The sequence below is a fragment of the Streptomyces sp. NPDC054872 genome (genome assembly GCF_053610705.1).
Genome location: NZ_JBSGYY010000014.1, coordinates 22,560 through 40,686, shown reverse-complemented (window position 1 = coordinate 40,686; position 18,127 = coordinate 22,560). Strand labels below are relative to the sequence as shown.

The following is an 18,127-nucleotide window of genomic DNA, read 5'->3' as shown; positions in this document are numbered from 1 at the left end:
ACCCGACATCGCGCATTCCCCCGGTCCCTGCCCGATCATGGGACGGAGGTGACCCGATGACCGAAGTGCTCCTGCTCCTGGTGGCGGTGCTGCTCTCGCTGGCCTGTGGCGTCTTCGTCGCGGCCGAGTTCTCCCTCACGACGGTCGAGCGCAGCGAGCTGGAGCGAGCCGCCGAACGCGGCGAGCGCGGTGCCGCGGGCGCTCTCAAAGCCGTCAAGAACCTCACCTTCCAGCTCTCCGGGGCCCAGCTGGGCATCACCGTCACCAATCTGGTCGTCGGCATGCTCTCCGAGTCCTCCATCGCCAAGCTGATCTCGGGCCCGCTGCGCGCCATGGGCATCCCCACGTCGGCGGCCTCGTCGATCGCCCTGGTCATCGGCACGGCCCTGTCCACCGTCTTCCTGATGGTCGTCGGCGAGCTGGTCCCCAAGAACTGGGCGATCTCGTCCCCATTGGCCGTCGCCAAACGGGTGGCGACCCCCCAGCGCCTGTTCAGCGCCGTGTTCCGCCCCTTCATCGCGCACCTGAACAACACCGCGAACCGCTCCGTACGCCGCTTCGGCATCCAGCCCACCGAGGAGCTGGCCTCCGCGCGCAGCCCCAAGGAGCTGGTGGCGCTCGCCCGGCACTCCGCCAAGGAGGGCTCACTGGAGCCGGACACCGCCGAGCTGTTCGTCCGCACCCTGAACCTCGCCGACCTCTCCGCCCAGAACGTGATGACGCCGCGCGTCCAGGTCATGGCCCTCGACGTGATGGCCACCTGCGAGGACGTCGCGAACGCCACCCGGGCGACCGGCCTGTCCCGCTTCCCCGTCTACCGCGGCAACCTCGACTCGGTCGTCGGCGTCGCGCACATCAAGGACGTCCTTGCCGTACCGGCCGAGCGCCGGGCCCGCTTCCCCGTGGCCGAGCTGATGCGCGAGCCCCTGCTCGTACCGGAGACGCTGACCGTCGACCGCCTGCTCGACCGGCTCTCCGGCAAGCGGACGATGGCCGTGGTCATCGACGAGTACGGCGGCACGGCCGGCGTCGCGACCCTGGAGGACATCGTCGAGGAGGTCGTCGGCGAGGTGCGGGACGAGCACGACCCGCACGAGACGCCCGACATCGCCGCCGACGGCAAAGGCGACGACGGCCGGACACGGTACTCCGCCGACGGCTCGGCCCGCACCGATCAGCTGGCCCGCGTCGGCCTGCGCACGCCGGACGGTCCGTACGAGACGCTCGCCGGGCTCGTCGCCACCGAACTCGGCCGCATCCCCGCCGAGGGCGACACCCTGGAGGTGGGCGGCTGGCGGCTCGACGTCGTGGACGCCCGCGGCCGCCGCGCGGCCCGCGTCCTGCTGCACGCGCCCCTGCACGACGCCCACCAGGAGGAGGAGCGATGACCGCCATCCAGTTGTTGATCGGCCTGGCGACCCTCGTCGTCAACGCCTTCTTCGTGGGCGCCGAGTTCGCCCTCATCTCCGTACGCAGGAGCCAGATCGAGCCGTACGCCGAGGACGGCGACCGGCGCGCCAAGAGCGTGCTGTGGGGCCTGCGGCACGTCTCCGCGCTGCTCGCCGCGGCGCAGCTCGGCATCACGCTGTGCACGCTGGTGCTCGGCATCGTCGCCGAACCCGCGATCGCGCACATCCTGGAGCCGCTGTTCGACGGCGTCGGGGTGCCGCACGGCCTGGTCCACCCGCTCTCGTTCGTCATCGCCCTGGCCCTGGCCACGTACCTGCACATGCTGCTCGGCGAGATGATCCCCAAGAACATCTCGCTCGCCGAGCCCGTGCGCACCGCTCTGCTGCTCGGCCCGCCGCTGGTCGCGATCGCACGGGCGCTGCGCCCGGTCATCTTCGCGATCAACGCCTTCGCCAACGGCCTGTTGAAGCTCCTCAGGGTCGAGGCGAAGGACGAGGTGAGCGCGTCCTTCTCGGACGACGAGCTCGCCCGCATGGTCAAGGACTCCGGCGAGGCGGGGCTGCTCGACGACCGCGCCCAGGAGCGGCTGCACGACGCCCTGGAGCTGGGACGCCGACCCGTCAGGGACGTGGTGCTCCCGCTGGAGAGCGTGGTCTACGCCCGGGTGGGCGTGACGCCCGAGGAGCTGGAGCGGCTTTCGGCGGAGTCCGGTTTCTCGCGCTTCCCCGTCGTCGACGACGGCCGTCGTATCGTCGGCTACCTGCACGTCAAGGACGCACTCGACCGGATGCCGCGCGATCTGCCGTTCCGCGTGCCGGACATGCGCAAGATCGCCCAGGTCAGGGAGACCACCCCGCTGGACGACGTGCTGACCGCGATGCGCGGCAGCCGCACGCATGTGGCGGCGGTGCTCGGCTCGGACGGCAGGCTGGCCGGCATGGTCACGATGGAGGATGTACTGCGGGAGCTGTTCGGCCAGCCCGTCTGAGGCCGAAGCGTGGCAGCCGTGGCTCCGAGGCGAGGGGGATGTGCACCGTGAGTCAACTGGTCCTGCGCGATGTGTCGTACGGCTATCCGGAGCGCCCCGTGCTCGAACGGGTCTCCCTGTCGGTGCGGCCCGGCGAGAAGGCGTGTGTCATCGGCGAGAACGGTTCGGGCAAGTCGACGCTCCTGCGCCTGATGGCGGGCGAGTTCGCGCCCGCCGACGGTGAGGTGGCCGTCGTCTCGGACGGCGGCACCGGTTATCTCGCGCAGACCCTTCGCCTTCCGCCGAACGCCACCGTGCGGGACGCGGTGGACGACGCGCTCGCCGAGCTGCGGGATCTGGAGCGCCGGATCCGGGAGGCGGAGGAGACGCTCGGCTCGGCCGGTGAGGCCGAGCTGGCCGCGTACGGAGACCTCATCGCCGCCTTCGAGGCACGTGAGGGCTACCGCGCCGACGCACGCCTCGACGCGGCGCTGCACGGTCTCGGCGTACCGCACCTGGAACGTTCGCGCACCCTGGGTTCGCTCTCCGGCGGCGAGTCCGCGCGCCTCGCGCTCGCCTGCGTCCTGGCCCCGCAGCCCGAGCTGCTCCTCCTGGACGAGCCGACGAACCATTTGGACGACCAGGCGCTCGGCTGGCTGGAGGAGCGGCTGCGCGCCCACCGGGGCACGGTCGTGGCCGTCACCCACGACCGCGTCTTCCTCGACCGGGTCGCCGAGGTGATCGTCGAGGTCGACGGCGACCGCAGGTCCGTGGCCCGCTTCGGCGGCGGCTGGCACGGCTATCTGGAGCAGCGCGCCACGGCCCGGCGGCGCTGGGAGGAGCGCTACCGGGAGTGGAGCGAGGAGGTCGAACGCCAGGAGCGGCTCGCCGAGGGCGGCAACAAGCGGCTCGCGGTCGGGTGGCGGATGAGCGAGAGCCCCCGCTTCGCGAGCCACAACCGGTCGGTGGAGGGCCAGCTCTCCGGCATCGTGCGCAACGCGCGCGAGCGGTTGCGCAGGCTGCGCGCCGATCCGGTGCCACGCCCGCCCGACCCCCTGCACTTCACGGCCGGTGAGGGCCTGGCGGGCGGCGACCACCCCTTCGTACGCCCGGTCGTGCTGACGGACGTCGCGGTGGGCGGGCGGCTCGCCGTGGAGCGCCTGGCCCTCGATCCGGGCTCGCGCACGCTGGTGACCGGGGTGAACGGCGCGGGCAAGTCGACGCTGCTCGCCGTCCTCGCCGGTGCGCTCGCCCCGGATCACGGGGAGGTCCAACTCCCCGCCCGTGTGGGCTACTTGCCGCAGGAGATCGAGTACATCGGCCACGAGGACACGGCGAGGCCGCTGCTCGACGCCTTCGCGGCGGGGCTCGCGGGGCTGCCCGAGGACCACGCCCAAGCGCTCCTGTCCCTCGGCCTGTTCCGCGAGGACGACCTGGCCGTGCCGGTGAAGGGGCTCTCCGTGGGGCAGCGCCGCCGCCTGGCGCTCGCACGCCTGGTGACGCGTCCCGCCGATCTCCTGCTGCTCGACGAGCCGACGAACCACCTCTCCCCCGCCCTGGTCGAGGAAGTCGACGAGGCGCTGGCCGGATTCCGCGGCACGCTGGTCGTGGTGTCGCACGACCGGCGGCTGCGGGAGCGGTTCCGGGGCGAACGGATCTCGGTGGAGGCCGGGCGGCTTGTCCTCCCCTAGGTCGCGGTCCGTCCCTCGCGGGCGGTCGGCGTCTCCGTGATGCCGGGCCCGCGCGCCCCGACATTGGCGGCACCGACCGCCGTGAGCACGGCGAGCAGTGTCGCCATCCCCGCGGTGGCGAGCGCCGCCTTCCAGTCGACGTCCAGGAGGGTGGTCGCCCCGGCGACCAGAACGGCGGCGAGCGCCTGCGCGAAGGTACGGAGCGCACGCTCCGCGGTGGCCTTCCAGAATCCAGCGGTCCACATGTCTGGCCCACCCTCTCGTGGTGTACGGGTCAACACTTGGCATACCGCTGTTGCGTGCCGCTGCCCAGAAGCCCGGCGGGCCGCGCTCAGAGTTCGAGGCCGTGGCCCGTCGTGGCGTCGACGTGGGAGGGGACCTCGTCGTGACGGTCGCCGACCGTCGGGGTGCCGGTGGGCTCGAAGAGGAGGATCTTGGCGCCGGACGGGGCGGACGGCTTGTGTTCGGTGCCGCGCGGGACCGTGAAGACGGCGTCCTTGGGGAGGGTGACGGTGCGTTCGCCTGTCGGCTCGCGCAGGGCGATGCGCAGTTCGCCCTCCAGGACCAGGAAGAACTCGTCGGTGTCGTCATGGACGTGCCAGAGGTGGTCGCCCTCGACCTTGGCCACGCGTACGTCGTAGTCGTTGACGCGGGTGACGATGCGAGGGCTCCAGAGGGCGTCGAAGGAGGCCAGGGCCTTGCCGAGGGCAATGGGTTCGCTGTATCCGGCCGGTTCGTTCGGTTCGCTGTTCATGCGTCCAGCTTCCGACGGCTGATCACCTCTCCGTGAGTGGTAGAAATAGCCCATGCCGCAAGAATCCTCTCAGGCCACGGAAGGGCGGCCCCCGCACCGCGTCGTCGTGATCGTCGACGCGAACTCCAACCCCTTCGAGCTGGGGTGCGCCACCGAGGTCTTCGGCCTGCGTCGCCCCGAACTCGGGCGTGAGATCTACGAGTTCGCCCTCTGCTCGCCCGAGCCGCGCACCCTGATGCGGGACGGCTTCTTCACGCTCTCGGGTGTCGCCGGGCTGGACGCGGCGGACTCCGCGGACACCTTGATCGTGCCCAATCGGCCCGACACCGAGGTTCCCCGCCGCCCGGCCGTCCTGGACGCCATTCGCCGGGCGCACGCCCGAGGGACCCGGCTCGTCGGATTCTGCAGCGGTGCCTTCACGCTCGCCGAGGCAGGGGTCCTCGACGGACGCCGGGCCACCGCGCACTGGCAGTGGGCGGACGACTTCCGGGCCCGCTTTCCCGGCGTACGGCTCGAACCGGACGTCCTCTTCGTCGACGACGGCGACATCCTGACCGCCGCGGGCAGCGCCGCGGCCCTGGACCTGGGGTTGCATCTGGTCCGCCGTGACCACGGTGCCGAGGTCGCCAACGCGGTGAGCCGCCGCCTCGTCTTCGCAGCCCACCGGGACGGCGGTCAGCGGCAGTTCGTCGAGCGGCCGGTGCCCGAGGCGCCGGACGAGTCCCTGGCCCCGGTCCTCGCCTGGGCACAGGAACGGCTCGACTCGCCCCTCTCCGTGCCGGATCTCGCGTCGCGCGCCGCGCTCAGCCCCGCGACCCTGCACCGCCGCTTCCAGGCCCAGCTCGGCACCACTCCCCTGGCCTGGCTCACCGGCGAACGGCTCGCCCTGGCCTGCCGGTTGATCGAGCGGGGCGTGGCGCCCTTCGAGACGGTCGCCCGGCGCAGCGGACTCGGCACCACCGCCAATCTGCGCGCCCTGATGCGCCGCGAGACGGGTCTTACCCCTTCGGCGTACCGGCGCCGGTTCGGGCCCGCGCCGCACTGAGGCGCTGTTATGGAAGGCGACTCCCGCAGCACACACGAGCACCCCTGCCCGCGCGGCCACAACGGCCGGGTTGCGACCTACTGCTTCCCCTTCCCCTCCCCTAACGTCGGCACAGCTTGAAATGGCCATGCCGAAGGACGCCGAAGGAAGAAGAGGGAGCCCATGCGCAGACGCCTGCTTCACCTGGTCCTCGCCCCGCTCGCGGGTGTCCTGATGGTCACGGCACCGGCCTCCGCGGCGCCCCCGCCACCGGGGGACGTCTACCGCCCCGTACGCGGCCCGGCCGCGCCCGCCGAGTACCGCTACCTGCAGAAGACCGTCCCCGGAGAGTCGATTCCGCGCCACGCCCACGAGGACGCCGCCGCGCAGGCCCGCGAACTGCCCACCACCGGCGGCCGGTGGAAGTCCGTCGGGCCGACCAACATCGGCGGGCGCGTCGTCTCCCTCGCCCTCGACCCCAAGCGCGCGGACACCTTGTACGCCGCCGCGGCCAGCGGCGGCGTCTGGCGCAGCACCGACGCCGGGCAGACCTTCAAGTCCGCGTGGCCCGACGGCTGGACGCAGTCGATGGGCGCGCTCGCCACGGGACCCGACGGCACGCTGTACGCGGGGACCGGCGAGCCCAACCCCGGCGGCGGCAGCATCACGTACGAGGGAACGGGCCTCTACCGCAGCACCGACGGCGGCAGGCACTGGAAGCAGTCCGGGCTGCGCGACTCGGGCGCGATCAGCGCCATCACGGTGGACCCGGGCAACCCGCGCCGCGTCTACGTGGCCGCGGCAGGATCGCTCTACAACGGCGGCGGCGACCGCGGCGTCTACCGCTCGGAGAACGGCGGCAGGACGTGGCAGCGCATCCTCACCGGCGCCAACGAGTTCACCGGCGCCACCGAGATCGTCGTGCGGGGCAAGAAGCTGTACGCCGTGCTGTGGGACCACCGCCGCACACCCGAACGCCGTACCTACGGCGGGGAGGGCTCCGGCATCTTCCGCTCCGGTGACGACGGCAGGACCTGGAAGCGGCTCGGCGGTGGCCTGCCCGCGCAGGGCCCGGACGTGGGACGGATCGGCCTCGCCGTCGCGGGTGAGCGCGCCTACGCCATCGTCAACAAGACGGACGGCCCCTTCGAGGGCTTCTACGCCTCCACGGACGCGGGCGACACCTGGCAGCGGACCCCGGCCGACAAGAGACTCACCGACTCGCAGTCCACCTTCGGCTGGTGGTTCGGCAAGATCTGGACCGACCCCCGCGACGCCGAGCACGTGCATGTCGCCGGAGTCCCGCTGATGACCTCCAAGGACGGGGCCGCCACCTGGACGGCCGACGACACCAGCATCCACGTCGACCAGCACGCGATGATCTGGGACCCGCGCCGCCCCGGCCGCGTCTACCTCGGCAACGACGGCGGTGTCTACCGCTCCGACGCGAACGGCGACGGCGGCTGGGTCAAGGCGCGCCACGAGCCGTACACCCAGCTCTACAGCGCGGCGATATCGCCGCAGGACACCTCGCGGATCTCCGGAGGTTCACAGGACAACGGCTCGATACGTTCCTGGGGCGGCGAGCGCTTCAACGAATACCTCGGCGGGGACGGCGAGGAGAACCTGATCAACCCGACCGACGTGAACAACGTCTACGCCTGCTACCAGTACGGCAACTGCTTCAGCTCCACCGACGGCGGCGACACCCTCACCTACTTCGCGGACAAGACCACATTCAAGCGCCGCAACTGGTTCACGCCGGTCGTCTTCGACCCCCGCGATCCGAAGATCCTCTACTACGGCTCCGAGGTGCTCAACCGCTCCACGGACGGCGGCGCCACCTGGCAGGCCATCAGCCCCGACCTGTCGGGCGGCCCGGGCCCCGACCCGATCTACACCAACTACGGCACGATCACCTCGATCGCCCCGGCCGCGGACGGCCGCACCATCTACGCCGGAACGGACGACGGCCGCGTCTGGGTCACGAAGGACAGCGGCGCGCACTGGACGAAGCTCGCCGAAGGGCTCCCCTGGGTCACCCGCGTCGTCGTCGACCCGCGCGACGCCGACCGTGTCTACACCACTCACTCCGCCTATCGTTCCGGCTCCGGCACGCCCCACGTCTACGGCAGTACGGACGGCGGCGCGCACTGGAGGAACCTGTCCGGCAATCTGCCGGACGCGCCGGTCAACGACCTCGTCATCGCACGGGGCGGCACGCTCCACATCGGCACCGACCAGGGGGTGTTCACCTCCGGCGCCAAGGGAGGCCACTGGACGCGCCTGGGCCGCGGGATGCCCGCGGTACCGGTCGACGACATCGAGTACGACGCGGGGAACCACCGCCTGGTGGCCGCGACGTTCGGCAGGGGCTTCTACGAACTGTCCACTGCCTGACCCACGGCACCGACAACTGCTCTGCTCCCGGCGGCGGCCCGGCCACCGGGAGCGGAGCCGCACCCTGTCAGCGCCGCCGGTGCGCGCCCCTGCCGCGGGCCACCGCCTTCGCGTCCTTCTTGAACGCCCACTCCATCTCGGGCTCCATCGCGAACTTGAAGAGGCGCTGCACCGGCGGCGTGCACAGCGCGGTGATGAGGGCCGCGGCGCCGAGGGTGACGGTGATCTCGCCCAGCGGTGTGTGCAGCCAGTCGAGTTCGTACCAGTCCCAGAACCGGGAGCCCTTGGCGATGAAGCCGTGCAGCAGATAGCCGTAGAGCGTGCCCGCGCCGAGGGCGGTGAACCACAGCCTGCGGCCCGGCACCCAGGCGAAGAAGCACGCCACGAGGATCACCGAGCAGCCGAACATCCCGAGCGTCATCACGGCCCCGGACCAGCCGGGCGCGGCGAGCTCCTGCGCGCTGTCCCGGCGGTAGAACCAGGCGGCGTTCATCCGCGGTGCAGCCCAGTACGCGAAGAGCAGGGCCCCCGCGAAGACCGGCAGCGCCAGGATGCGGGCCTCGCGGCGGCGCACGATCTGGAAGTGCTCGGGCTTCAGGCACAGTCCGAGGACGAAGAACGGCAGGAACTGCAGGACGCGTTGGAGGTCCAGGTCGTCGCCGATGTCCGGCGAGACCGAGGCCAGCGCCGCGATGGCCAGCGCTATGGGCAGGGGCCAACGGACCACCTTCCACAGCGGGGTGGTCAGCCGCCAGACGAAGAGCGCGACCAGGAACCAGGTGAGATACCAGGGGTCGAGCAGGCTGATCGGGTACGTCGGGTCGTCGCCCGCCCAGCGCTTGAAGAAGGTGTAGGCCACCTCGAAGATGACGTACGGCACCGCGATGCCCGTCACCAGGCGCTTGAGGCGGCCGGGGCTCGCGTCGAAACTCCGTGAGAAGTAGCCGGAGATGACGATGAACGCCGGCATGTGGAAGGTGTAGACGGTGATGTAGAACGCGGCCGCCGCCCGGCTGTCGCCGCGCAGCGGCTCCCAGGCGTGGCCCATCGCGACCAGCACGATCGCCAGGTACTTGGCGTTGTCGAAGAACGAGTCCCGGCGTTTGACCGGAGGCTGCGGCGCCACCGTGACGGGCGCCGGAGCCTCCGGAGGGACGTTGCGCGCGGCGGGCAGCGGCGAGCGCAACGCCCCGGCCCGGGACATCGAGCGGACAGGCTCACTCACGGGACCTCCCGGGGGAACCCGGGCCCGCGGTCGCGCGTCTTACGTCCAATGCGGGTGCTACACCTGTGTAGAACATCACGGGCACCCTAGCCACCGGAGCCCCCGCACGTACAGTCGCGCCACCTGTGAATCAGCCGAGCACCGCCGGTGAGGGGCCGACCAGCTCGGACAGCACGTCCTCCATGGTGACGAACCCGAGCACCGTGCCGCTCTCGCCGGTGACCGCCGCCAGGTGACTGCCCCCGGCCCGCAGCGCGGTGAGCGTGTCGTCGAGCGGGGTGTCGATGTGCACCCGCGTGACCACGTGCAACGCGGCGCGCGGGAAGGGCCGGTCGCGCTCGGCGATGCCCAGGGTGTCCTTGATGTGGAGGTAGCCGAGCAGGGTGCCGTCGGGCCCCGTCACCGGGAAGCGGGAGAAGCCCGCGTCCGCGGCCACCTGTTCCAGGCGCGCCGGGGTGACCGAGTGGTCGACGGTGCGCATCTTGGCGGCCGGCACGAGGATCTCGCCGACCGGCCGGGTGCCCAGCTCCAGCGCGTCGCGCAGTCGCTCGCCGTCGGCCGCCGAGAGGAGACCCGCCTCGCTGGAGTCCACGACCATGCGGGCGAGCTGGTCGTCGGTGTAGACGGACTCGACCTCGTCCTTCGGTTCGACCCTGAGCAGCTTGAGGAGGGTGTTGGCGAAGGCGTTGATGCCGAAGACGACCGGCCTGAGGGCGCGGGTGAGTGCCACCAGCGGCGGGCCGAGCAGCAGGGCGGTCCGTGCGGGCGCGGCGAGGGCGATGTTCTTGGGGATCATCTCGCCGATCAGCATGTGCAGATACGTCGCCACCGTCAGGGCGATGACGAAGGCGATCGGGTGCACCAGGGCGTGCGGGATGTGGACCGCCTCGAAGGCGGGCTCCAGGAGGTGCGCGATGGCGGGTTCGGCGACCGCGCCGAGCACCAAGGAGGAGACGGTGATGCCGAGTTGGGCGGTGGCCATCATCGCGGAGATGTGCTGCAGGCCCCACAAAGTGATGCGGGCGCGCTTGTCGCCCGCCTGGGCGCGGGGTTCGATCTGGCTGCGGCGCACGGAGATCAGGGCGAACTCGGCGCCGACGAAGAAGGCGTTGGTGAGCAGGGTCAGGGCGCCGATGGCGAGCTGGAGCGTGGTCATCGTGCCTCTCCCACGGTCTGGCGGGGCAGCTGGAGTGCGGGTTCGGTGATGCGGATCCGGTCGGCACGGTGGTGCTCGACCGTCAGGACCGCGAGGCGCCAGCCGTCGAGGTCGAGGGCGTCGCCCTCGGCCGGGATGCGGGAGAGCCGGGTGGCGATCAGTCCGGCCACGGTCTCGTACGGCCCTTCGGGCGCGGTGAGTCCTATCGCGGCGAGCTGGTCGATGCGGACGCTCCCGTCGGCCTCCCACACGGTGCGGCCGTCCGGGGCCGCCTGGGCGGGCAGCAGGTCGGGGATCTCGACGGGGTCGTGCTCGTCGCGGACCTCGCCCACGACCTCCTCGACGATGTCCTCCACCGTCGCCACACCGGCCGTGCCGCCGTACTCGTCGATGACCACGGCCATCGTGCGGGTCTCCCGCATCCGCTCGAGGAGCCGGTCGGCGGGCAAGCTGTCGGGCACGAGCAGGGGCTCGGTGGCCAGGTCGGTGACCGGGGTGAGCCGGCGCTTGTCAGGGGCCAGGGCGAGCACGTCGCGGATGTGGACGGTGCCGATGACCTCGTCCAGGCTGTCGCGGAAGACGGGGAAGCGGGACAGGCCCGTGGCGTGCGTCAGGTTCGCCGCGTCGGCGGCCGTGGCGTGCGCCTCCAGGGCCCGTACGTCGACACGCGGGGTCATCACGTTCTCCGCGGTCAGCTCGCTCAGGTGCAGGGTGCGCACGAACAGCTCGGCGGAGTCCGCCTCCAGGGCGCCCTCGGCGGCCGATCGCCGGGCGAGGGCGACCAGCTCCTCGGGGGTGCGCGCGGAGGCAAGCTCCTCCGCGGGTTCCAGGCCGAAGCGGCGTACGACGTGGTTCGCGGTGTTGTTCAGGTGCCGGATGAACGGTCCGAAGGCGGCGGTGAAGCCGCGCTGGGGTGCGGCGACCACCTTGGCGACGGCCAGCGGCCGGGAGATCGCCCAGTTCTTGGGCACCAGTTCGCCCACGACCATCAGGATCACGGTGGAGAGCGCCACACCGAGCAGGGTGGCCGTGGTGGGAGCGGCGCCCCCGAGACCCGCGGCCTCCAGCGGGCCGCGCAGGAGCGCCGCGAGCGACGGTTCGGCGAGCATGCCGATGACCAGCGAGGTGACGGTGATGCCGAGCTGGGCGCCGGACAGCTGAAGGGTCAGCCGGCGGACCGCCTTCAGGGCGCTTTCGGCGCCGCGCTCGCGTACCTCGGCGGCGCGTTCAAGGTCACCGCGCTCGACGGTGGTCAGGGAGAACTCGGCCGCCACGAACAGCGCGCAGGCGAGCGTGAGGAGCAGGGCGAGCAGCAGGAGCAGGATCTCGGTCACCGTGCCACCCCCGTTCCCTCGCGCTCGGACAGCGGGCGGGACGTGGCACGGTTCGTACTGGGAGGCTCACCCATTGCGGGTCCGTGGCTCCTTCTCGTACTCGTACGAAGCGTCGTACGAGGGCGGTGGCGTGGAAGCGGTGGTGCTTCTACAGCCACTGTAAAGGAACGGCAAAGCGAGTGGGCCGGGACCTACGCCCTCAAAGCGGGGTGGCCGCGTGCAGGATCATGACCATCGTCACGGCGGAGTTCGCCGACGACATGGCGGAGACCGCGGCCCCCGCGGCGGCCGCCCACGCCGCGAGCCCCACCGCGGTGAACAGCGAAGGCCAGCTGCGCGCCGCGGGAGCCGGGCCGAGGAGGGCCGCCACCCGGCGCGGCACGGGCCCCGGTGCCGCGAGTCCGGCCAGGGTCGGGGCGGGGGCGCCCCGGGAGTGGAGAGCCGCCTTGCCGATCGCGCGGGCCACGGCCTTGCGGTCGCCGACGGCATGGGCGGCGTCCTCGTCGGCCCAGCGCTCGGTCGTGTAGACCACGGCCGTACGCAGCGGGCGCAGGAACGGGTTGGCGCGCGCGGCCAGTTGCACGGCGAGGAGGTAGCGGTGGTGGCGGGTCGCGAGGTGGGCGCGCTCGTGGGCGAACAGGGCGCGGCGCTCGGCGGGGGCGAGGCAGTCGAGCAGCGCGGTGGTCACCACGACCCGGTCGCGGGCGCCGCCGGGCAGCGCGTAGGCGTAGGGCACGGTGTCGGGCAGGACGGCGACCGCGGTGCCGGGCAGCCCGGCGAGGGCGCGGTGGGCGCGGCGGCGTACCTGGCGGTGGCGCCACAGGGTCCTGCCGCACGCCAGGGCCACGGCGAGCAGCCCCGGGATGGCGAGGCGCCCGGCGACGCCGTCGTACGGGACGGCCGCGCGCACCTCGGGGTCAGACCAGCCGTCGGGCAGCGGGTTGCCGGGCAGCTGCGCCGTGCCGACGACCATCAGGAGGCCCAGGCACAGCGTGCTGCAGAGTGCCATGACCGCGGCGACCGTCGTGAGCAGCCGGGTCGCCGTCCGCGGGTGCAGCCGCTGCTCGGCGAGCCGGGCGACCGGCCAGGCCGTCAGCGGCAGCACGAGCGGCAGAAGGACGAACATCCCCATGACGGCTCAGGTGTCCTTCTCCGCCTCGGCCTGCCGCAGGAGCTCACGCAGCACCTGCTCGTCGTCCGGCGGCAGCGCGGTGAGGAAACTGGCGAGGACCGCCTCCCGGTCGCGCTCGCCGTCGAGCACCTTGCGCATCTTGCGCGCCGCGAGGCCCGCCTCGTCGGCCGACGGCGTCCACGCGAAGGAGCGGCCGGCGCGCTCGCGCGTCACGGCGCCCTTGTCGAGGAGACGGCTCAGGATCGTCACGACGGTCGTGTACGCGAGGTCCGCGCCGAGCCGCTCCTGCACCCAGCCCGCGGTCGCGGGGCCGTCCGCCTCGCGCAGTGCCGAGAGGACCTGCGCCTCCAGCTCACCCTGCCCCCGCCGCCGGGACCGCCGCTCCTGCTCCGCCACGCCCGTCTCCCTTCCACTGCCCAGTCGTCCAGGACGAGGCTAACGCCCGGCCGTCCGGGGTGTGCCGCCGGTCAGGCGCGACGCGGGCGCCCCGCCGACGCCGGCGAAACGGCGTTGCCCCGCCCCACGCCGCCCATTAAGGTCACTCGGGTGACTGCCGGGTCGGCCATGGGCCACGTACGAGTAAGGCGTCCGGCCTTGGCATGAGCGCGAGGCGGGCCAGAGCCCCGCCGTCCCCTCTTCCGACTTCCCACAGCGCCCTCGCGGCGCACCGCCAGTGGATTCCAAGAACCGGAAGAGACCTCACATGCCGCAGCACCCGCACGACCTCGATGCGCCCGTCACGACCGTCCAGTTGAACCACACCGCCGTCTACGCCAAGGACCGGCAGCTGTCCGCCGAGTTCCTCGCGGTGATCCTGGGTCTGGAGGTCGGCGCCCCGTTCGGTCCGTTCCTGCCCGTCGACCTGGGCAACGGCGTGACGCTCGACTATTACGAGCTGACCGATGAGCCGGTCCAGTCCCAGCACTACGCGTTCCTCGTCCCCGACGAGCAGTTCGACGCCATGATCGCCCGCCTGGAGGCGGTCGGGGTCACCTACTACGCGGACCCCGGCCATACCGAACCCGGCCACATCAACCGTCTGTTCGGCGGGCGCGGCGCGTACTTCGACGATCCGGACGGCCACAACATGGAGATCATGACCCGGCCCTACGCCCGCCCTTAGCCCCCCGGGCGCGCGGAACGGGCCGCTCCCTGCGGCTGCTTGTTTGTTCGAGTCGTGATTGAGGCATCGCGCCCCGCCCGCTCCGGCCGCGGGCGGGGCGCGGGTACCTGGCGGTGGCTGCTGGGGCCCCGCCCGGGGCCGTTCGCCTTGAGGCGGCGGGGCGACCTGATGGCCCGAGCGTCGAATGAGCCGCGGGAGCCGGGCAGTTGACGCACAAGGCGCCCTGAACCCCAGAACGAGCGCCCGCGCGACGGTCGGCGCAAAAGGCTCATTGCGACACTTCTCCGGCGGCAGTAAGAAGGGGAATCGACCCAGAAACGTTGCGGCCGCGGCGTCCTGCAAGGCATCACATCGCAGCTCTGAGAGAAGCCGGGTGATCCAGAATGGCGCAAGATCCACACACCGCAGTGACGAACGAACCGGATGACGGAGCGATAACCCTGGCCGCCGAGCAGGAGGCGGTGCTGCAGCCGCCCTCCGAGGGGACCGAAGGCCAGGCACAGCACTCGACGGGTGAAGGCCTGGAGCACGTCGAGGGCTACCGGCGACCTGAGCACTTCGCGCCCGAGGCCTGGACGGCCCCGACCGCCTCGCTGCCCGACATCGGCGAGGCGTCGTACGGCCCGCCGCCCCTGGCCCCGGAGACCGTGCACGGTCCCGATGACCGCGTCCAGATCACCAACACCAGCGTGTACCCGTGGCGCGTGCACTGCTACCTGCTGATCACCGCCCGCGACAACACCCTTTATCAGGGCACCGGGTGGCTCCTCGGACCTCACACCCTCGCGACCGCGGGCCACTGCGTCTACATCAAGGGCAGCGGTGTGGCGGGCCGGGACGGCTGGGTGAAGAGCATCCAGGTCATGCCGGGGCGCAACGGTGCCGCGCTGCCCTACGGCAGCATCACCTGCACGAGCTTCCGTTCCGTGACCGGCTGGACGAGCAACGGCGACGAGAACTTCGACTACGGCGCCATCATCACGCCCTCCAACATCGGCGCCTCCACGGGCTATTTCGGCTTCGGCGTCTGGTCGGACTCGGACCTGCTCAAGGCCACCGGCAACATCTCCGGCTATCCGGGCGACAAGCCGACCGGGACGCAGTGGTACGCGGCGCGCGGGATCGACTCGGTCGCCCCGCGCAAGGTGTACTACGACATCGACACCGCGGGCGGGCAGAGCGGCAGCTCCGTCTACCGCATCGACAGCACCGGCCGCTTCGGCTTCGGCATTCACGCCTACGGCGGAGCCCGGGTGAACTCGGGAACCCGGTTCACCACACCCGTCTTCAACAACTACGTGGCATGGAAGGCGTGAGCAGATCCCGATGAACGGCAGCAGCTCCGCAGTGGAGATCACCGGCGTCGTCCGCGACACCTCGGGCACCCCGGTGACGGGCGCCCACGTCCTGTTCACCGAGGGTCCGCAGCCCCTGCCGGACATCGCTGCCGTGACGGACACCGAGGGACGGTTCTCCCTCGTCGCCCCCACCACGGGCGAGTACACGCTCATCTGCCGGGCGGACCCCCTCATGGGCCCGTCCGGCACGGCCGAGGCCACCGTCCGCGTCGAACCGCCGGCGCAGGCCGTCCCCCAGGGACGGCTGCGCGTCGAGCTGACGCTCGGTTAGCGCGGTGGGCGGCGCCGACCGGCAGCGGTGGACGTGCGTGACGCGCGACTCCTGTCTAGCGTCACGGTCATGAACACTGTCCCGCAGCGTTTCGAGATCCTGCTGGTCCCCGAGTTCACGGGGGACGGCACGAGTACGACCGATGCCCGCGACGCCCTGCGCTCGGCCGTCGTGGTGGCCACGGGCGAGACCGGGGCCTCCGGGTTCCCCCGGTTCGCCGGTGACGGCATGGAGGCCGACATCGACCCCGGGACCCGCACCGTCGAGGCACTTCTGGTCGACGGCTCCGAGCTGGACTACGGGCTCTCGGTGCGGGTCGCGGAGGCGTAGAGAGTCCTTCACGGGGGCGGTCCCGCGTCGCCCGCGAGATGCGCAAGGGCGTGCCCGAGCCCCGGCGGTGAACCCGCGGCAGCCGGTCCGACCGCGCCGTCGGGGGAAACGCCCCCCACCAGGGTGTCGCCCGAGTGGACCAGGATGTGGCTGGGCGGCCGGAGTTGCCGGGCCTGGTCGATGACCGTCGCGGCGTCGCCGGCGAAACGGGCGCTGAGGTCGATGACCAGGACGTCGGGCAGCAGGGCTCTGGCCCGCGCCATGGCGAGGAAGCTGTCGTCCGTCTGGGAGATGACGTACACGCCGGGGACGGCCTCGATCTGCGGGATCAGGTCGCCCGCCCGGTGATCGGCGGCCAGCACCAGCACGGTCAGCACTTCGCACTTGCCCTTCGCGTGGTCCGGGGTACCACCGGCACGCGCCGCACGCGTACCGCGATCTCGACTTCACTGATCGTTTCAGCATGTCATCCGACGCGGCGGATGCGTCGCCCTCGGCGGGGCGTGTCGCCCCCGCCCGTTCGGCAGGCCTGGCCTGCGCCCACCGGCCGAGCTGCCGCCCTGAACCCCAGCCCGTCTCGATCAGGCGTCGGCGCGAACGGACGTGAATCGGCGCTCAGTCGACTGTTTGCCGAACATGGGGGTACTCGGCCGCCATGCGAACCCGGAAGCAGTCGTTCACACGCTGATCGCAGAAGCCCCGGTCGGTGCCCGCGTCGCGTGGGTGCCCGTCGGCAGGCCTCAGCGCTGGACGAAACACGAGATCACCTGATCAACCACGACATCAAGGGAGGCAGCCATGATCACCGCCGTCATCATTGCCGTGGTCGTCATCGCGGCAGCCGCCGTCCTCTTCGTCGTCATGCGGCGAGCCAAGGGCGGCGGACCTGGACTGAAGCACCGCTTCGGCCCCGAGTACGACCACACCGTCGCCCGTCACAACGGAGACGTGAGGGCAGCCGAGCAGGAGCTGCGCGAGCGCGTACGACTGCACGGCTCCGTCAAGGCCGAACCGCTGCCGCCCGGCGCGCGCGAGCGCTACGTGGCTCAGTGGGCAGGCGTGCAGGAGCAGTTCGTCGAATCCCCGCAGCAGGCCGTCGTCGAGGCCGACGCGCTCCTCGCCCGGCTGGCCAGGGACCGGGGCTTCCCCGACGGTGAGCGCTTCGACGAGCAGGTGGCCGCGCTCTCCGTCCACCACGCCCACCACATCCACGGCTACCGCCGCGTGCACACGGCGGCACGCGGGCAGGGCGGCACCGAGGAAATGCGCGAGGCCATGGTCGAGGCCCGACGCCTCTTCGACGCACTCGTCGCCGAGCACACGGTCGACTCCACCCGGAACGACCGGCACTCCACAACCGACCGCGGCCACGCACCGTGGGCACTGCCCCGGCGCCATGCGAAGGGAAGTGGCACGTCATGACGGATGCCCGGCACACCACACCGCGCGAGCAGGCCATGGGCAGCGACATCCCCGCTCCCGCCCCCGCTCCGGCGGCCCCCACCGCTCCCCCTGCCCCGGGCTCTCCTGCCGCAGGCTCCCCTGCGACCGGCACGCACGCTCCCGGCATCCATGAGCCCGGCTCCCACACGCCCGGCAGCCACGCCCCCGGCACTCACGGCTCTGCCGCCGACGTGGGCTCCGCCCTGCTCCCGCAGGCCGAGCACGACAAGCTCGGTCTACGGCTCCAGCAGGCTCTCAGCACCTTCGTCGAGAGCCCGCGCCAGGCGGTGGAAGAGGCCGACAGCCTCTTCGACGACGCCGTCAGGCACCTGACCGAAACCCTCACGGAACGCCGTCGCGTCCTGCGCACGAGCTGGCAGGACTACGACACCGAGGCGCACACGGAAGAACTGCGCCTCGCGCTGCGGCAGTACCGCGAAGCCACGGAAAGGCTGCTGCGCATCTAGGCACATCGGCACGGCACACACGTGGGGCCCGGGGCGACAGCC

At 71.9% G+C, this 18,127-nt stretch carries 19 protein-coding genes; 11 read left to right on the top strand and 8 right to left on the bottom strand.

Features of this window, described 5'->3' with window-relative positions:
• The first annotated feature begins 56 nt into the window (after window positions 1-56).
• Genes ACWGIH_RS18865 through ACWGIH_RS18855 form a run of 3 tightly spaced genes read left to right on the top strand, consistent with a single transcriptional unit; the run spans window position 57 to window position 4,068 of the window.
• On the top strand, window positions 57-1,388 hold the full coding sequence (locus ACWGIH_RS18865; RefSeq protein WP_453447977.1) for a hemolysin family protein: 1,332 nt from the start codon (window positions 57-59) through the stop codon (window positions 1,386-1,388).
• Window positions 1,385-2,398 (top strand): hemolysin family protein, encoded by a 1,014-nt coding sequence (locus ACWGIH_RS18860; RefSeq protein ID WP_453447979.1) that lies wholly within the window; start codon window positions 1,385-1,387, stop codon window positions 2,396-2,398. The genes ACWGIH_RS18865 and ACWGIH_RS18860 overlap by 4 nt, the downstream gene beginning before the upstream one ends.
• Before the next feature lie 38 nt (window positions 2,399-2,436).
• A complete protein-coding gene (locus tag ACWGIH_RS18855) occupies window positions 2,437-4,068 on the top strand; it encodes an ABC-F family ATP-binding cassette domain-containing protein (RefSeq protein ID WP_453447981.1) in 1,632 nt (543 codons plus the stop codon).
• Here the strand turns inward: ACWGIH_RS18855 and ACWGIH_RS18850 are convergent.
• Window positions 4,065-4,313 carry a holin gene (locus tag ACWGIH_RS18850; protein ID WP_453447983.1) on the bottom strand — a complete coding sequence of 83 codons (249 nt, stop codon included), beginning with the start codon at window positions 4,311-4,313 and terminating at the stop codon, window positions 4,065-4,067. The genes ACWGIH_RS18855 and ACWGIH_RS18850 overlap by 4 nt on opposite strands.
• Before the next feature lie 86 nt (window positions 4,314-4,399).
• Window positions 4,400-4,822: a cupin domain-containing protein gene (locus ACWGIH_RS18845; RefSeq protein ID WP_453447985.1), complete on the bottom strand. Its 423-nt coding sequence runs from the start codon at window positions 4,820-4,822 to the stop codon at window positions 4,400-4,402.
• Window positions 4,823-4,874: 52 nt separating this feature from the next.
• Here ACWGIH_RS18845 and ACWGIH_RS18840 point away from each other — a divergent pair, with 52 nt between their 5' ends.
• Window positions 4,875-5,867, top strand: coding sequence for a GlxA family transcriptional regulator (locus tag ACWGIH_RS18840; RefSeq protein ID WP_453447987.1), 993 nt, complete (start codon window positions 4,875-4,877; stop codon window positions 5,865-5,867).
• Window positions 5,868-6,029: 162 nt separating this feature from the next.
• Window positions 6,030-8,246, top strand: a complete 2,217-nt coding sequence (locus ACWGIH_RS18835; RefSeq protein ID WP_453447988.1) for a WD40/YVTN/BNR-like repeat-containing protein — start codon at window positions 6,030-6,032, stop codon at window positions 8,244-8,246.
• A 67-nt stretch (window positions 8,247-8,313) separates the two neighbouring features.
• Here ACWGIH_RS18835 and ACWGIH_RS18830 read toward each other — a convergent pair whose 3' ends face one another.
• The 5 genes from ACWGIH_RS18830 to ACWGIH_RS18810 all read right to left on the bottom strand — a co-directional run bounded on the left by ACWGIH_RS18830 (window position 8,314) and on the right by ACWGIH_RS18810 (window position 13,489).
• Window positions 8,314-9,450 carry an acyltransferase family protein gene (locus ACWGIH_RS18830; RefSeq protein ID WP_453448009.1) on the bottom strand — a complete coding sequence of 379 codons (1,137 nt, stop codon included), beginning with the start codon at window positions 9,448-9,450 and terminating at the stop codon, window positions 8,314-8,316.
• A 151-nt stretch (window positions 9,451-9,601) separates the two neighbouring features.
• Entirely contained in the window at window positions 9,602-10,627 is a 1,026-nt protein-coding gene (locus ACWGIH_RS18825; protein WP_453447990.1) for a hemolysin family protein, read from the bottom strand.
• Window positions 10,624-11,961, bottom strand: coding sequence for a hemolysin family protein (locus ACWGIH_RS18820; RefSeq protein WP_453447991.1), 1,338 nt, complete (start codon window positions 11,959-11,961; stop codon window positions 10,624-10,626). Before ACWGIH_RS18820 ends, ACWGIH_RS18825 begins: the two co-directional genes overlap by 4 nt.
• 199 nt (window positions 11,962-12,160) lie before the next feature.
• On the bottom strand, window positions 12,161-13,093 hold the full coding sequence (locus ACWGIH_RS18815) for a M56 family metallopeptidase (protein WP_453447993.1): 933 nt from the start codon (window positions 13,091-13,093) through the stop codon (window positions 12,161-12,163).
• A 6-nt stretch (window positions 13,094-13,099) separates the two neighbouring features.
• On the bottom strand, window positions 13,100-13,489 hold the full coding sequence (locus ACWGIH_RS18810; protein ID WP_453447994.1) for a BlaI/MecI/CopY family transcriptional regulator: 390 nt from the start codon (window positions 13,487-13,489) through the stop codon (window positions 13,100-13,102).
• Window positions 13,490-13,796: 307 nt separating this feature from the next.
• On the opposite strand from ACWGIH_RS18810, the gene ACWGIH_RS18805 reads away from it, so the two are divergent.
• The 4 genes from ACWGIH_RS18805 to ACWGIH_RS18790 all read left to right on the top strand — a co-directional run bounded on the left by ACWGIH_RS18805 (window position 13,797) and on the right by ACWGIH_RS18790 (window position 16,175).
• Window positions 13,797-14,216, top strand: a complete 420-nt coding sequence (locus ACWGIH_RS18805; RefSeq protein ID WP_453447996.1) for a VOC family protein — start codon at window positions 13,797-13,799, stop codon at window positions 14,214-14,216.
• A 407-nt stretch (window positions 14,217-14,623) separates the two neighbouring features.
• A complete protein-coding gene (locus ACWGIH_RS18800) occupies window positions 14,624-15,532 on the top strand; it encodes a trypsin-like serine peptidase (RefSeq protein WP_453510272.1) in 909 nt (302 codons plus the stop codon).
• 10 nt (window positions 15,533-15,542) lie between these two features.
• Entirely contained in the window at window positions 15,543-15,845 is a 303-nt protein-coding gene (locus tag ACWGIH_RS18795) for a carboxypeptidase-like regulatory domain-containing protein (RefSeq protein ID WP_453447998.1), read from the top strand.
• A gap of 69 nt (window positions 15,846-15,914) precedes the next feature.
• Window positions 15,915-16,175 carry a hypothetical protein gene (locus tag ACWGIH_RS18790; protein WP_453447999.1) on the top strand — a complete coding sequence of 87 codons (261 nt, stop codon included), beginning with the start codon at window positions 15,915-15,917 and terminating at the stop codon, window positions 16,173-16,175.
• 8 nt (window positions 16,176-16,183) lie between these two features.
• On the opposite strand, the gene ACWGIH_RS18785 is transcribed toward ACWGIH_RS18790, so the two are convergent.
• A complete protein-coding gene (locus tag ACWGIH_RS18785) occupies window positions 16,184-16,552 on the bottom strand; it encodes a hypothetical protein (protein ID WP_453448000.1) in 369 nt (122 codons plus the stop codon).
• A gap of 421 nt (window positions 16,553-16,973) precedes the next feature.
• On the opposite strand from ACWGIH_RS18785, the gene ACWGIH_RS18780 reads away from it, so the two are divergent.
• Window positions 16,974-17,597, top strand: a complete 624-nt coding sequence (locus tag ACWGIH_RS18780) for a hypothetical protein (protein WP_453448001.1) — start codon at window positions 16,974-16,976, stop codon at window positions 17,595-17,597.
• Entirely contained in the window at window positions 17,594-18,085 is a 492-nt protein-coding gene (locus ACWGIH_RS18775; protein WP_453448002.1) for a hypothetical protein, read from the top strand. The genes ACWGIH_RS18780 and ACWGIH_RS18775 overlap by 4 nt, the downstream gene beginning before the upstream one ends.
• The last annotated feature ends 42 nt before the right edge of the window (window positions 18,086-18,127 follow it).